This is a genomic window from Vibrio sp. MOR3 (assembly GCF_001557775.1).
GTDB classification, from domain to species: domain Bacteria; phylum Pseudomonadota; class Gammaproteobacteria; order Enterobacterales; family Vibrionaceae; genus Vibrio; species Vibrio jasicida.
On record NZ_LNRD01000012.1, the window covers coordinates 69,689 to 84,780 of the forward strand.

10 protein-coding genes are annotated in these 15,092 nt (G+C 45.2%); 8 read left to right on the plus strand and 2 right to left on the minus strand.

Annotated elements, in window-relative coordinates; genetic code table 11:
* Positions 1-9 precede the first annotated feature (9 nt).
* Positions 10-1,638, minus strand: a complete 1,629-nt coding sequence (locus ATB76_RS19945) for a sigma-54-dependent Fis family transcriptional regulator (protein ID WP_061036004.1) — start codon at positions 1,636-1,638, stop codon at positions 10-12.
* A complete protein-coding gene (gene tssH, locus ATB76_RS19950; protein WP_061036055.1) occupies positions 1,625-4,303 on the minus strand; it encodes a type VI secretion system ATPase TssH in 2,679 nt (892 codons plus the stop codon). Before tssH ends, ATB76_RS19945 begins: the two co-directional genes overlap by 14 nt.
* A 455-nt stretch (positions 4,304-4,758) precedes the next feature.
* On the opposite strand from tssH, the gene ATB76_RS19955 reads away from it, so the two are divergent.
* The 8 genes from ATB76_RS19955 (at position 4,759) to tssA (ending at position 15,092) form a co-directional block, all read left to right on the plus strand.
* On the plus strand, positions 4,759-5,277 hold the full coding sequence (locus tag ATB76_RS19955; protein WP_038867845.1) for an Hcp family type VI secretion system effector: 519 nt from the start codon (positions 4,759-4,761) through the stop codon (positions 5,275-5,277).
* A 72-nt stretch (positions 5,278-5,349) separates the two neighbouring features.
* A complete protein-coding gene (gene tssI, locus ATB76_RS19960) occupies positions 5,350-7,428 on the plus strand; it encodes a type VI secretion system tip protein VgrG (RefSeq protein WP_039978275.1) in 2,079 nt (692 codons plus the stop codon).
* Positions 7,428-7,913, plus strand: coding sequence for a hypothetical protein (locus tag ATB76_RS19965; protein WP_038867841.1), 486 nt, complete (start codon positions 7,428-7,430; stop codon positions 7,911-7,913). The genes tssI and ATB76_RS19965 overlap by 1 nt, the downstream gene beginning before the upstream one ends.
* Positions 7,914-8,042: 129 nt before the next feature.
* Positions 8,043-9,362 carry a hypothetical protein gene (locus tag ATB76_RS19970; protein WP_061036005.1) on the plus strand — a complete coding sequence of 440 codons (1,320 nt, stop codon included), beginning with the start codon at positions 8,043-8,045 and terminating at the stop codon, positions 9,360-9,362.
* Positions 9,343-10,335 carry a DUF2169 domain-containing protein gene (locus ATB76_RS19975; protein WP_061036006.1) on the plus strand — a complete coding sequence of 331 codons (993 nt, stop codon included), beginning with the start codon at positions 9,343-9,345 and terminating at the stop codon, positions 10,333-10,335. The genes ATB76_RS19970 and ATB76_RS19975 overlap by 20 nt, the downstream gene beginning before the upstream one ends.
* Entirely contained in the window at positions 10,328-11,272 is a 945-nt protein-coding gene (locus tag ATB76_RS19980; protein ID WP_061036007.1) for a hypothetical protein, read from the plus strand. Before ATB76_RS19975 ends, ATB76_RS19980 begins: the two co-directional genes overlap by 8 nt.
* A 233-nt stretch (positions 11,273-11,505) precedes the next feature.
* Positions 11,506-13,512 (plus strand): protein kinase, encoded by a 2,007-nt coding sequence (locus tag ATB76_RS19985; protein ID WP_061036008.1) that lies wholly within the window; start codon positions 11,506-11,508, stop codon positions 13,510-13,512.
* Between the two features lie 2 nt (positions 13,513-13,514).
* The gene (gene tssA / locus ATB76_RS19990) at positions 13,515-15,092 is read left to right on the plus strand and encodes a type VI secretion system protein TssA (RefSeq protein ID WP_061036009.1); all 1,578 of its coding nucleotides are present in this window, start codon (positions 13,515-13,517) and stop codon (positions 15,090-15,092) included.

Consider the following 15,092-nt stretch of genomic DNA (forward strand, 5'->3'; position numbering starts at 1 on the left):
GCTTCTCGCTTAACCAGCTGCAGAAATATCGTATTTCTTCATCTTATGGTTGAGGGTACTCATTGGAAGTGCCAATTGCTCGGCGGCTTTCTTAGTGTGCCAATTACAGGCATTTAAGCAATCGATGATCACTGTGCGCTCGTATTGGCTGACAACGTCCTTAAGGCCTATTGAAGCGTCCTCTAAATCCGCTTGTGCTGGCTCGTAAGCGGGTTGTTCTGGGGTAGGTGGTGCTGCTTTTACTTCAACACTTGGCGTATCTTCTGGGATTTGTTCACCAAACTCAATGTGAGTGATGGTTTCAAAATCGGACAGCAGTACTGAGCGCTCGATGATGTTTTTCAGCTCACGTACGTTACCCGGATAAGAGTACGCAAGAAGCTGTTTACGCACGTTGGCACTTAACCCCGGCGCTTGCGGTAAGCCCAAGGTCTTGGTCGTGTGCTGCACGAAATGTTCTGCGAGAGGAATAATATCTGATTCACGTTCTCTCAAGGGAGGCAGCGTAATCGGGAATACATTCAAGCGATAGAACAAGTCAGCACGGAACCCGCCATCTTTGATCTGCTGCATAAGATTACAGTGGGTTGCGGCGATTACGCGCACGTCGACTTCAATCTCTTTACTGGCACCGACAGGGCGAACCTTACGTTCTTGCAGCACACGCAGCAATTTTGCCTGCAGTAGCATTGGCATATCACCAATCTCATCTAGGAAAAGCGTGCCGCCGTTGGCTGCTTCAAACAGGCCCACTTTATCTTTGTCTGCGCCCGTGAATGAGCCTTTCTTATGCCCAAAAAGTTCCGATTCCAATAATTGCTCTGGAATAGCTGCACAGTTTTGAACGATCAAAGGCTGGTCTGCTCGGTTGGAGTTCTCGTGAATGTATTTCGCGATCACTTCTTTACCTGCACCAGTTTCACCACGCAACAGAACGTCGACAGGAAGAGATAGCACCTTATCAAGACGATTCAAGACATTGAGCATTTCTTCGCTCTCTGCAATCGGACCTTGGTAGGTTTTCTTGGTTCGCTTTTTAAGCTGAGTGTTCTCGCGCACTAGAGCTTGATTGTCGGCACTCAGGCTTTTGATCACTTGCCCATATTGCTCTAACCATACCGCTTGGCGAATATTGCTCGCGGCCATGCGACAGAACTCAGTGAGTGCGGCTTCGTTGTCGATAACGCTTAAATCGAGCAATACTAATAGGCCGATGGTTTTACTTTCGTTGTCGATAAGTGGCCAAGCCAATAAGTTTTCACTCTTTAGTCCAAGTATTTGCTCACTTTGATAAATGCTGTCGCAGTCGTAACCGTTGTACTTATACAACTCGTTGATCAACACCACTTCACCATTGCGAATCGCAAAGTTAAATGGGTCGTTCTCACTGGCGGAATCGATCTGCAATGCTTCCCAGGGGTGAGAAACAATCGTTTTATCGTTATGGTGAGCGGTACTTGGAATCAACGCTTGACCAGTCTGGTCCAAAACATAAATGATGCCGTGTTTTGCGAGGGTCATTTGTCTCGCAGCGGTCAACACAGCATCCAAGGTTTGGGTAAGCTGGCTGCGATCAGCCAAAGACTGGCTGATCGCAAGTAGGGCGTTGCTAAGTTCGCTATGGTTAGCTGAACGCATAGGTTAGTGTTCCTTGCTCATCGACAGACACTTCGATTTGCGTATGTGAATCATCCTTGTCATGCACCAATAGCTGTGTCGATAGCTGAGGCAGTAACTGACGGTTGATAACTGCGTCGATGTTACGCGCGCCCGTTTCAGCAAGGCGACAGTTACCTAGTACGAACTCGACCAAGCTTTCTTCGTAGCTCAGAGATAACTTGTGATGGCTCTGTAGACGCTGAGAGACTTTGTTCAGCTTATGGTGAATAATTTCTGTCATTGCTTCATCAGACAGCGGAACAAACGGAAGCACAGACATACGCGCCAACAGCGCCGGTTTGAAGTGTTGGTTCAAAGTCGGGCGGATAGCTTCTGCGATGATGTTTGCATCGATGTCTTTGGATTGATGAACCAAAGATTCAATCTCGTGCGTCGCAAGGTTACTGGTCATGATGATCAGCGTGTTCTTGAAATCGATGGTTCGGCCTTCGCCGTCGTTCAGCGTACCTTTGTCGAACACTTGGTAGAACAGGTTCAACACTTCTGGATCGGCTTTTTCTACTTCATCAAGCAGGACAACAGAATATGGACGCTGACGTACCGCTTCTGTCAGCATGCCGCCTTCACCGTAACCTACGTAACCCGGAGGTGAACCGATTAGGCGAGATACGGTATGCTTCTCTTGGAACTCAGACATGTTGATGGTCGTCATAAAGCGCTCGCCACCAAACATTTGATCAGCGATCGCACGAGCAGTTTCGGTTTTACCTACACCACTTGGGCCAACCAGCAGGAATACGCCTGTCGGTGCATCTGGGTTGCCTAATCCTGCTTTTGCGGTTTGAATGCCTTCAGACAGTGCATCGATAGCGTATTCTTGCCCTTTGATGCTCTGTGTTAGGCTTTCTTTCAGTTTTAGCGTGGTTTCTGCTTCGTCTTGAAGCATCTTACCCATTGGAATACCAGTCCAGTCCGAGATCACGTGGCTAACTTCATCTGGACCCACTTCAAAGTGAACCAGTGGGTTGCCATTGCGGATTGCATCTAACTGCTCTTGGCAGGCTGAAATTGCAATGCGAACTGCTTCTTCATCCATTTCTGCATATGGAGAAGCGTCTTGCTCTTGTTCTGATTCTTCGTCTGCAACAAGCTCTTCTTCATTTGTTTCACCAAAGACCAGTTCATGCAAGCGAGAGCGTAGAGCAATCATCTCTTGGATCTGCTCTTTTTCTTTGTGCCACTGTGCTTCTTGTTCTGCTAGCTCTTCTTTCGTTGTTTCCATTGCCAGTTTTAGGTCTGGAATGTTAGCAAGGCTGTGCTTGTCGCCAGTTTGCTGCAGAGCATCACGCTCAAGTGCTTCTAGCTCGCGCTGTTGAGCTGCAAGTTCTTGCTGAAGAGTCTCAACAGAAGCAGGAATAGCATTCAGGCTGATGTTCACTCGTGCACACGCGGTATCTAGCACATCAATCGCTTTGTCTGGCAGTTGACGGCCAGAGATATAACGCGCAGAAAGTGATGCCGCAGCAGTGATAGCATCGTCACGTACGTAAACGTTGTGTGATTTCTCATAAGCAGGGCGCAGACCACGAATGATCAATGCTGCTTGTTCAGGAGACGGCTCGTCGAGTTTTACCAATTGGAAACGACGCGCGAGGGCAGGATCTTTCTCGAAGTACTTCTTGTATTCCGACCAGGTTGTTGCTGCGATGGTTTTCACTTCACCACGTGCTAGGGCAGGTTTTAACAAGTTTGCAGCGTCGCTGCCGCCCGCTTGGTTACCACCACCAACAAGGGTGTGCGCTTCATCGATGAAAAGAATGATAGGGGTTGGCGAGTTTTTCACTTCATCCAATACCGCGTTTAGGCGTTTTTCGAATTCACCTTTTACGCTTGCGCCAGCTTGTAGAAGCCCCATGTCTAGGCCGTAAAGCTCAACACCTTTGAGGTTGTCTGGTACGTCACCTTGTACAATCTTAAGGGCCAAGCCTTCTACTACTGCGGTTTTACCAACGCCGGGCTCACCAACAGCAATAGGGTTGTTTTTACGTCGACGAGCAAGAATGTCTACGATTTGGCGGATTTCTTGGTCACGGCAGAAGACAGGATCGATTTCGCCTTTGCGTGCTTTACCCGTAAAGTCGGTCGTGAACTTGCTCAGTGCTGAACCATCTTCACGAGCTTGCGTTTTCTCGGAAGTCGCGACTTGCGCCTCAATAGAGTGGCTTGTTAGCTCTGCAAAATTACGCTTAAGGCTGTCAGGGTTTACGGCTTCAAGGATAGAGGCGTAACCGTGTTGGCCGTAACGTAGAGGATTGCTAACAAGAGTAAGGAGTAGGGCGCCAGAGCGGATTTGTGTTTCGGATAGATCTAAAGAAGAAACCAGCCAACTTTCTTGTAACCATTCGATTAATAAAGCAGAAAAAACAGGTTTGCTGCCATTTCCCTTGGCGTTGGTGTCGAGGGTGGATCGAATCGATTGTCTTAGCAAGTTCTCAGAACAATCAAAATGACTTAATAAGACGTCAAAATCACTATTTGGCCTTTCTAATAGACTCAGTAAATAATGCTCGATTTGAACTTCGGTTGCTTTTTCAGAAACTGCAAGTGCAGCTGCGTCTTCTAATGCCACTTTTGCAATAGGGTGGAGACGCTGAATTAATGAAGAAAGGTTTATATTTATCATAGCCATTTTATTCTTTAGAGGAAAAGAGGTAGCGGCTATTATACTAAAAGTGATAACACTCTTTTTTTATCAAGATATTTTGCCTAGCGTTTGTTGGTGATTTTAATGACAAAATTAGTGGGAATATTTACGGTTGATTATCTTGGTTTGTCATACTGAATTAATTCTTAGTTAATATGACTAAATAGATAGTTTTATTAACTTTATTCTGTTCTTGATATATGGTTATTTTCACTTTTTATTTTTGAAACAATTTATTATTATCGATTTCCAACTTTTTGGTTTTTTATCCAATAAATTGTACTTAATAAATTGATAAATAAAGCCCATTTTTAGCTAAGTGTTTGTATTGTAAGGTTTATAAAAGTTGGCATGGAGTTTGATTATACTAAGTAGTCGCGGTGATAAGCGATTTGGTGATTTAAACAAAACAGATTTTAGAAAAGGAAATAACGATGCCAACTCCAGCATATATGTCTATTAAAGGTGAAACTCAAGGTCACATCACTAAAGATACTTACTCTGCAGATTCTGTAGGTAACACATGGCAAGAAGCTCATGTTGATGAGTTCCTAGTACAAGAACTTGATCACGTACTAACAGTGCCACGTGACCCACAAAGCGGTCAGCCAACTGGTCAACGTGTACACCGCCCAGTTGTTGTAACTAAAGTTCAAGACCGTTCTTCTCCGCTACTATTCAACGCACTAGTTTCTGGCGAAAAACTTCCTGAGTGTGTGATTCGTTTCTACCGTACTTCAGTTCAAGGTAAGCAAGAGCACTACTACTCAATCAAACTGATTGATGCGCTACTTGTAGATATCCAAACTCGTATGAACCACTGTCAAGACGCTGCAACAGCAGACCGCGTGACAGAAGAAGTTCTTAAGCTGACTTACCGTGCAATCGAAGTAACTCACGAAAACTGTGGTACAGCTGGTAACGACGACTGGCGTGCTCCACGCGAAGCATAATTGCTTTTTGCGTAAAGATTCAGGGCCAACAATTGTTGGCCCTAATTCGATTATTTGTATCAGGTAAAAGATATGGTGAATGACGTAGAATTTAAATTTGAAGTGCCAGGGTGTGGGCACGACTTTCGAGTAGAAAGCTTTCAAGTGAATGAAGAGCTTTCGAAGCCTTTTCACATCAGTCTCTCATTACTTTCACTTGATCCAGATATTTCTTTTGATGCCTTGATTCGTAAAGCTGGCACGTTAACTCTTTATGGACAGGGTGTAGGTGCTGCACGCGTATTCAACGGTGTAGTAAACGAAGTTCGTTACCTAGGTACGGGTCGTCGCTTCTCTCGTTATCAATTGGTTCTGGTTCCTCAAGCTTGGTTCTTATCTCAGCGTCAAGACTGTCGCATCTTCCAGCAGAAATCTGCGAAAGACATCATCACGGAAGTGCTTGATGATGGCGCAGTTACCGACTATCGATTTGAAGTCTCGGGTACTTATCCTCCGAAAGAATACGTACTGCAATATCGTGAATCTGACCTTCAGTTCGTTCAGCGAATGATGGCAGAACACGGTATGTGGTATTACTTTGATCACACTGATGCGAACCACACCATGGTGATTGTGGATAGCAACGATGCTATTGCGCCTTTGGTGAGCTCTCCTATCAACGCTTCTTATATTGGACCGATTGTTTATCACGCTGATGGCGGCGGTGTTGCTGATCGCGAGCACATCTCTGATCTTGAGCTTGTTAACCGCGTGCGAACGGGTCAGGTTACGTACACGGACTACAACTACGAGCAGCCAAAGATTCCACAAGAGATGACGCATGCAGGTGATCTCGACCAAGATCTCAAGCAGTTTGATTATCCGGGTCGTTATGTTGATCCTGCAATGGGGCAGGTGAGAACAACTGAATGGATGTCTGAGCACATTGTTGATAATCAACAAGTTGAAGCAAGCAGTGATGTGATGCGTTTGGCATCCGGCTACAGCTTCAACATCAGTGATCACCCTCGTTCGGCGATCAACCGTGATTACATCATGTTATCAGTGATGCACACCGGACAAGACCCACAAGTGCATGAGGACGAAACAAGTGGTATGCCAACCACATACTACAACCAGTTCTCTTGCATCCCTCGCGACGTGGTATTCAAAGCTCCTAAACTGGCGGCTCCGCTTGTAGACGGCCCTCAAACGGCAGTAGTGGTTGGTCCAGCAGGCGAGGAGATCTACACCGATAAACTAGGACGAATAAAAGTTCAGTTCCACTGGGATCGTTACGGCGATAATGATGAGCACGCAAGCTGCTGGATTCGCGTAAGCCAATCTATGGCTGCTCCAACGTGGGGTGCAGTTTACTTGCCCCGTATTGGCCATGAAGTTGTCGTTACCTTCCTTGAGGGAGACCCAGACCGACCGCTTGTAACAGGCGCAGTCTACAATGGCCTACATTTCCCTCCGTACTCATTGCCAGAAAACAAAACGCGTACCACGTTCCGTACTCAAACGCACAAAGGCACTGGTTACAACGAGCTGAGCTTTGAAGACGAAGCGAACCAAGAAGAAGTCTACATTCACGCTCAAAAAGACATGTCGACGAAGGTACTCAACAACCGTTACCGAGACATCGGTCAGGATGAGTTCTTAAAGGTCGCGCGTCACCAAACTAATGAAGTGCATGGTGACCATAAAGAAACTATTGATGGCCACAAGACAACACAAGTAAACAGCACGTTTACTGAGACGGTAGAACAAGACGTCACTGTGACTTACAACGCCAATGAAACTCAGTATGTGAAAAACAATTCTGATTTGGAAATTGGTGATAACCGTACAACCAAGATCGGCAAGAATGACGACTTGGATGTGGGTGAAAACAGCAACCTGACTGTCGGCGCTTCTAAGAGCTCTGATGTTGGTGCTGACGATAATCAAACGGTAGGTGGTAACTTAACCGTATCGGTGAAAGGTAACACGTCTTACAAAGCCGATGGTGCGACGCAAATCATCAGTGGTGACAAGATTGTATTGAAAACCGGTGGTTCTTCATTAGTGATGAACAGTGACGGTTCAATCAAGCTTTCTGGTTCTTCAATCACCATTGAAGGCAGCGATAAAGTCGTCGTGAAAGGTGGTAACGTAGCGATTAACTAATGATGGAAAAACAACCTCTTATTGCAGAAACCATCACGAAACAGCAAGCCGAATCACCGGCTTGCTTTTCGCGTTTTGGAACCATAGTCGCCATTAACGAGTCAACGGGCAGTGTCCGTGTTGATTTTGATGGTAATCCATTCAATCAACCGCTCACTGCAAGGTTAGGGCGCGGCTTTCGTCGCAGTGAATTACAAATGGCAATAGATAATAAACTGAGTTGCCGTATCGAATTTATGAACGACGACTTAAGCTTGCCTCTCGTGACGGACATTTTTTTCTCTATTCTGAATGACTCTGACGAATTCGTGTTGAGAGCGAAAAAGATGGTGATAGAAACCGAGCAAGAACTGATCGTCAAAAGTGGTGAGACAGAAACGCGCTACAGTGGGCGTGATGGCCGAATTACGACGAAAGCGAAATACGTCACCTCACAAGCAGAAAAAGCTCAAAAGATTCAAGGCGGAACGATCGCAATTAACTAGTTACCTCGAGTTAGCTAATTACTTCGTATTAGCTACTTACTTTGAGTTAACTAATTGTCTCGAGTTAACTAACTGTTTTGTGTTAACTAATTGCAATCGCGTTATCGCAGGCTAATAACGGATAAGTAGATGCGACAAAGAATCGGTGTTGAACACCTAAATGCACCCATAACTAACCAGCTCGTCGAAAGCGCTTTAGCAAAAGCAGAGAAGGCGACCAACGAGCTTTCCCAATTACCGGCATCTTGGCTGGGTTTCTGTAATGAAAAGTTATCGATAGCATCCGAGAGTCTCGGTTTTTTACTCAAACAACGTGTCCAAATCCACAAACGTGGTTACCCAAGCCGAGAGATTGAGTATCTCAAATTGATAGAACGTCAGATTGAAGAGCTCAAACAGGTTTATCTCTCGTTCTATCGACTTACCCCAGGGCTGTTCCATCAACTAAAAAACCAAGAACCAGAAATTTATGTTTGGCTCGCGCTACAGAATGAACTTGGTTCAGAGATTGATAATCTATTAGTTGGCTTATCGGTACTTGAAGAGTTAGATAGCAACACAGCGATGGTGTTTGTGACTCAATCGCCCGTTGAACACCTCGACAGTGTGATGTCAGAACTGATTGAAGGTAACTCGAAAACAAGCGCGTTTTATTTTGAATGCTTACGTGTAAGGCAAGCATTAAGCGTTGCTCTGATCAAGCGCTGGCATAAAGCGGAAATCATTCGTTCCAATGTCGCATTACCCCTGTTGGCATTACAAGATGTAGAAGAGGGCATTGAGTGGATTAATGAGCATGCGAATGGTGAGCAGTATCTGTTCGAACGCTTGATCACCAAACGTGATAGAAGCACTTGGTTCCGCCAGTGTTTTGGTATTGAACCGAGTGGATTGCCTTCGGCACAAGTGCTGACTTTCGCCAAACTTTTGGAGCTCAAAGAGTTTGAATCCTTTGATATATCTTCATCGCTGGCGCCTGTTGATTTTGCACTAACGGGTGATTGGAAATTGGTGCCTGAGATCATCGAGCAGTTAGAACGACTAGAAGAAGATGAAGGCGAGGTTTGGATTCAAGCCCTGTATGTCGTCTACGGAAAGCTCCTTCCTCTTACTCCTCAAGAAATAGGTGTTGATTATGAGTGGGAAGAGATTGTCGATTTACTCAATGAGTGGCTTGAAGACGACAAGTACGTTCAAAACTTACCAAGTCGTTTGGGGTATTCACTGAGTTTCGAATCTACTTTGGCAGCAATGCAAGATGCCAATATAGACGTGATGTTTCGTGATTGGCTATGGCGACAACTCTGTATTCAATCTAGGGCTTATGTGCCTTGGGATATGGCGATGCCAATTCACCAACAAGATTGGAACTTCAACAACTTAAAAGCAGCACCTTCTGCGAGCGAACGATTCAACTTAAGGAATAGCAATGCAGTTATGGGACATTGAAGCGCACCCCGAGTTATCGCTTAAAGGGCGCTTTCAGCGTGATGAAAACGGCGATGAAGTGTGGGTTGTTGTCGCGAAGCGTACTTGGCAGTTTGATGGTGCAGTATGGCATGAGTTAGGCGAAAGCGAGATTCTTGATGATCCTCAATATTTAGGAGAAGAAGGCTTCTCGGCAATGAAAATGGACCATGAATTCGCCTATACCAAAACTAATACTGACGTGCTGGTCTACGGAAAGGCGCGCAGCTATGCGAAGAAACCGGTGACTTACCAAGAGTGCCGCGTGTTGATTGATGGCCATATCGACAAGACACTTGCTATTCACGGTGAACGTGTATGGGTAGAGCATGGTGGCAGTATTACGCTCAGCAAACCGATTCCTTTCATCGAAAAAGACATCGACTATACCTGTGCCATTGGCGGTGACTTACGGAACCGTATTGGCGGCGGTGTTGCCGATTCCAGTAAAGAATTAGTTGAGCAAAAGGTGCCTTCGGTGTTTTATCCAAAAGAAGATTGGAGTGCGACAGGGAAAAAACTGCGTGTGGCCGGTTTTGGGCCGATACCTCCGTTCTTTGAATCTCGTCAAAAGTTGGCGGGTACGTTTGATGACGATTGGATTGAAAACCGCAAACCAATGTTACCGGTCGACTTCGATAGACGCTTTTTCCAAAGCGCACCTGTTGACCAACAATGTAAAGGTTTCCTTCACGGTGGTGAACGTTTGATGATGAGTGGCTTTTGTCATGACGATACGATTTCATTTCGTATCCCCAAAGAAAAATACCGTGCGATTGCTACGTTCAAACAAGATACTTATCAAGCCGATATGTCGATGTATACCCTATTTGTCGATGCTGAAAAGAAAACGATTTCAATCAGTTATACCTCCGCATTTCCTTGTCAGGGGAAAGAACACCTGTTGGTATCAACGTCCATCACGAAACTGGCAGAGGTAAGTGAGCATGCATAATTCGACAGGCCGCTATGTCTTAGGAATGGAAGTGATGACGCCGATGGGCATGAACCTCGATATCTCAAGTAGTGTCGTTCATGCTGATTTAGCCAGATTTGAACAAATCGTTGGAGAAGACGGGATTGAGCGCTTTACCTACGCGAAAATCGAATACACCAAAGACACTGAGTTGTTAGAAAAAACGTGTGAGATAACGAGTTATCTACTCGATTCTTTATTGATGCAGTTACCGCGTTCTTTGAAACCGATTCCATTATTGATCGCCGTGCCAAGCTCTGTCTCTCTAGTAAAGGTGCAGGAATGGCTTGGTGAAAGTGACTATTCTGACTTTCTTTCTGTGGTCCAAGCAGTGCATGCAAGCGGGCCTAGCTTTGTGCTACAAGCCATGAAATCACTCGATAAATACGACGCCATGATGTGTGTGAGTGTCGATTCGTTAGTGAGTTCCCTTGACTCGTTAATAAGTGAAGCAATGGTTATGAGTACCAATAATCCATGGGGCGTTATTCCAAGTGAAGGTGGTGCGGGGTTGATTCTGTGTCGAAGAAATACAGTAGAAACATTAAAACTCAACCCCCAAGCGCAATTAGGCTATATCGATACGGAATTAAATTCGTCAGATAGAAGAGGGATGTTTCGGTTGGTTCAACGTTCAAGTAAAAAACTGGCATCCTTTGGTGAGGTTTTTTCGGATATGTCAAACTTACGTGCTCACACTGAAGATTATGGTTTCGCTTTGGGTGCAAAGGCGGAACGCTTTACTTATCCAGAACAACCTCAACTTATCAATGAGTTATGGGGAACGATGGGAAGCTCATCTTCGCTTGCTTTGGTCGCTTATGCTGTTAAAAACCACCACTTTAACCAACCTACATCATTGCTGATGTTTGACTTTAATGGTGATAAAGGGCTACTCCAATTATTAGCCTGTTAATTGGATCACACACTTATAAATAGTGAAATAGGCAAAGTTTTTATGATCGGTATTTAAGATGTCAAAACAAGGGAACTAATGTAGTGAAAGCGTAAGTCAAAGCGACTTATAAATTAGTAATTATCACTAAAGTAATAGACTTACTGTTCGTTTTAAATACCAGCCTTGAAACAAGGATGTTTCAGCAAATATTATTTCGCTCTAATAATATTTGTTCGATGAAAGAGTGCAGAGTGTCTGATAAGCAGGGAGCAGCCAAAGGATATATTGATCAATTGGTTGTTAAAGCCATTGAGAAAAAGAAACAGAACGAGCAAAGATTGGCGCAAAAAAATAAGCCAAAGCTTGAGTACGTTCTTTTTTCGCAATTTGATGTACTAGACACGCTGCCTTCAAAAAATGGTAGAACTACGGTTTACCATCTCGCCAAGAAAGGCCAGCCAGAAAAACAAATCTGCTGCAAAGTCGTCAATGAAGAGGCGCCAGAAGTTGCCAGCAAAATGTTGGTTAATGAAGCCAGTCGACTAGAGATTTCCCAGCATCCAAGTGTTGCTGATTTTATTAAAGTCGGCAACGAGTTCGAACGTCCGTATTTGATGTATGAGTGGATTCAAGGCGAATCTCTCGCAGAAAAAATGGAACGTCACTCGACTAAGGGCTTTCGTCACGATCACATTGCTTGGCTCGTGTATCAACTGGCTGGTGCGCTTGAGTTTATGCACACCAGAGGCATCTGCCATCTCGATATCAAACCATCCAATGTGCTAGTTAGTGAGGGCGATTACGTCAAGCTGATTGATTTTGGTGCGGCTCGTTATATTGGGGAGACTGAGACACATGCCGAAGCCAGTCTGAGTTACGCCTCGCCGCTTTATCTAGAGACAGGCACAACCGAGCCACAAGACGACGTATATTCTCTAGCTTTACTAACCGGACATCTATTTATAGGTGCTATTTTTGGTGATGCTTGGCATAAACAGTTAAAAGATCGCAAGCGACCTGCACTCATTCCCAACCACATTTGGAAGCTGCTGAAGCAAGTCATCAATAATCCGAGAGGGCATGGCTATACAGCCATCTCATTTGCCCAACAGCTCGCACGTATTGATACGCAGTCGATTGATTCACAATCAAACGCGCCAATTTTCAGCAGCTTACGCAATGCAGATTTATTGCTGACGCATTGCAAACCGCAAGATAAGTCTGGCTATGGACGTTTCAAAATTTTAGAGGCGAGTTTGGTGCTCAGCGTGATTGCGATTACTGGCAGCTACCTGTACCAACAAAACCAGCCAGAATGGAAAACCATTGTTAAGTCTGAGCCATCGATTTCACAGACTGAAACACCTTTGGTTAGTACGATCAAGCCAGCACAGACGGCCTCTTTCTTAGCGCAGCCACCCTGGGATATTGAATTCGCTCTTAATGATATGGAAAAGAACGTGGTGACTACTGCGCCATATCGTGAAGCTTTCCAAGTGCAACAGATGAAACTGTCTAAGTTGTACAAGAAGAACCAAAGCCAGTTGACCGCTTATCAAGACTTAGCGGATGACTTACCAAAAACCTTAGTCGATATTCGCAAAGAGTTGGTTACATTGCGTGAGAAGCTTGTCGATGATGGTGCGCTGTTTCCTTATGCTGATAAAACCCTGACCAAAGTGATGGCAGGTTTGAACGTTGCTGCGGTTGATTCAATGAAATTGTCTGCCGTTGCGGGCAGCAAAGATGAGCAAATCGCTAATTTGATTTTATCGGGTGAAGCGAAGCAAGCAGATGATGAAATGAAAGCGGCTTGGTTGCTCAATCAGTCAGAAGCTTATTTCTACAGCCAGGTACTGCCGAAACGAGTCTTAGAAAGCATTAATGAATCCATTGAGCAACATGCGAAGGACCATTACTACACTAAAGCGATTGACGAAGCGAAAGCCGCAAAAGCTTACTTTGGTAATACGCCAGAACTCAGTAAAAAAGTGAAAGATCTGATTGTCGCAAGAAGTGAATTCATCTTGTTTAGCACAGTGACAGAACAGTCCATTTTTGATCAGCAAAAACTGCATGACTCACTGGCGGATTTAGAGCGTAACGCACCCAAAAAATTCAGTGAGATTACCGAGCTACTTAACGGTATGGCATCAGATTCCATCGACAAAAGTCATCAACTGTCTAAACCAGCACGTGGTGCGATCGCTGTGGAAAGAGCCATTAAAGATTATCTTTTATCTGAAGGGCGAGGTTAGTGATGTCAGTGATTGATATTGAACGCTTGCTTACGCCAATTTCAGACGCAAATCCAGTCGGTGAAGACGCGCGTTACGAGTTTTGCTACGAAATGATGGAAGCCGAAGTGAAGAAGTTTGGCTCTTTGTTTGGGGAAACAGTGGAATGGGGTGTCGTCAAAACGCATGCTACCGAGGTTCTTGAACATCACAGCAAAGACCTTAAGGCGATTTGTTATCTCATTCGTGCACTTACAGAAGAGTCAGACTTGCAAGGTTTTGAACAGGGCTTGCAGCTGCTTAATGGGGCGTTAACGAAGTTTGGTGCGAATCTTTACCCAACCAGAAAGCGAGGCAGAGATGGCGCCGTTGAGTGGTTAAACCATCAGTTTAAGCTGGTAAGTGGTAAGTTAGCGGAAAGTACACAACCTTGGGAGCTTGTCTCTCGTTGTATCAGTACGATTGAAGACGTACAGCGCCAGTTTGATGATGTTTTCCAAGATTCAGAGGCGGATTTCTTTGAGATTCGTACCCAGCTGAATATCTTATCGCAACAAGCTGGAGCGGACTCTCACGAGGCGCGTACGACATCTTCAGCGGAACAAAGTGCGCCCGCTCAATCTGTGCAAGCGGAAAACGCAGAAGAAGCCCCTAGGCCAATAGCGGAGCAACCATCAAGCAGTCAAAGCGTATCGGTTGCAGCTAAACCGAAAGTGGCCAAAAAAGCCGCGGCGCCGGAGGTTGATGTTGATACGGATTTCTCCTCACCAACTGCTTCTAAACGCACCTTGAAGAAGGTTGCGGAGGTCATGCTTTATTCCAACGCGAGCGATCCACTTGCCTATCGAATTTATCGTCATCTGACTTGGGATGACATTGATGACTTACCCGATCATCAAAACAACGAAACACCGCTCAGTTTAGCGGTCTCTTCCGATCAACAAGCGGAATATCGTGACAAGGCCAACCAAGAAAGTGATATCGATACGATTAAGCGTTTAGAGCGCACACTAACCGATGCGCCTTTTTGGCTGACGGGCCACTTCTATGTCTATTCAATGCTCACCAATCTGGGCTTTGACGATGCCGCAACGGCGGTGAAGCAAGAGGTGAGACGTTTCGTTGAATCACTGGAAGGCATTGAACACCTTTCATTTAAGAATTCTATACCATTTGCGGACGAAGCAACTTTGGCTTGGTTATCGACTCAAGTTGCAGGTTCATCGGGCTCGCCAGCGGTCATTCAGACCGTGGTGATTACCGAGGACGATTCGTCGCTAATGGAGGATATCACCCTAGAAAACCTAGGGGAGCGTGCTGCAGAACTTGCTCGCAAACTCGAACTGGATAGCTCGGGACGTGGGCAATTTTTGCTGTATTTACAATTGATAACAGCTTACCAGTCTGTTGGATTATACCCGTTGTGCTTGCCGTATCTTGAGAAGGGTTGGGACGTACATCAGGAATTTAATCTTGAGAGCTGGGAACCACACTTATCTTTGCAACTAAAAGACCTAATTCGAAAAACACTCCATCCGTTATTCCGAACCAAGGATCTTTTACCTGCCAAGTATGAACAGTGGAAAGCAATTTATGACTGA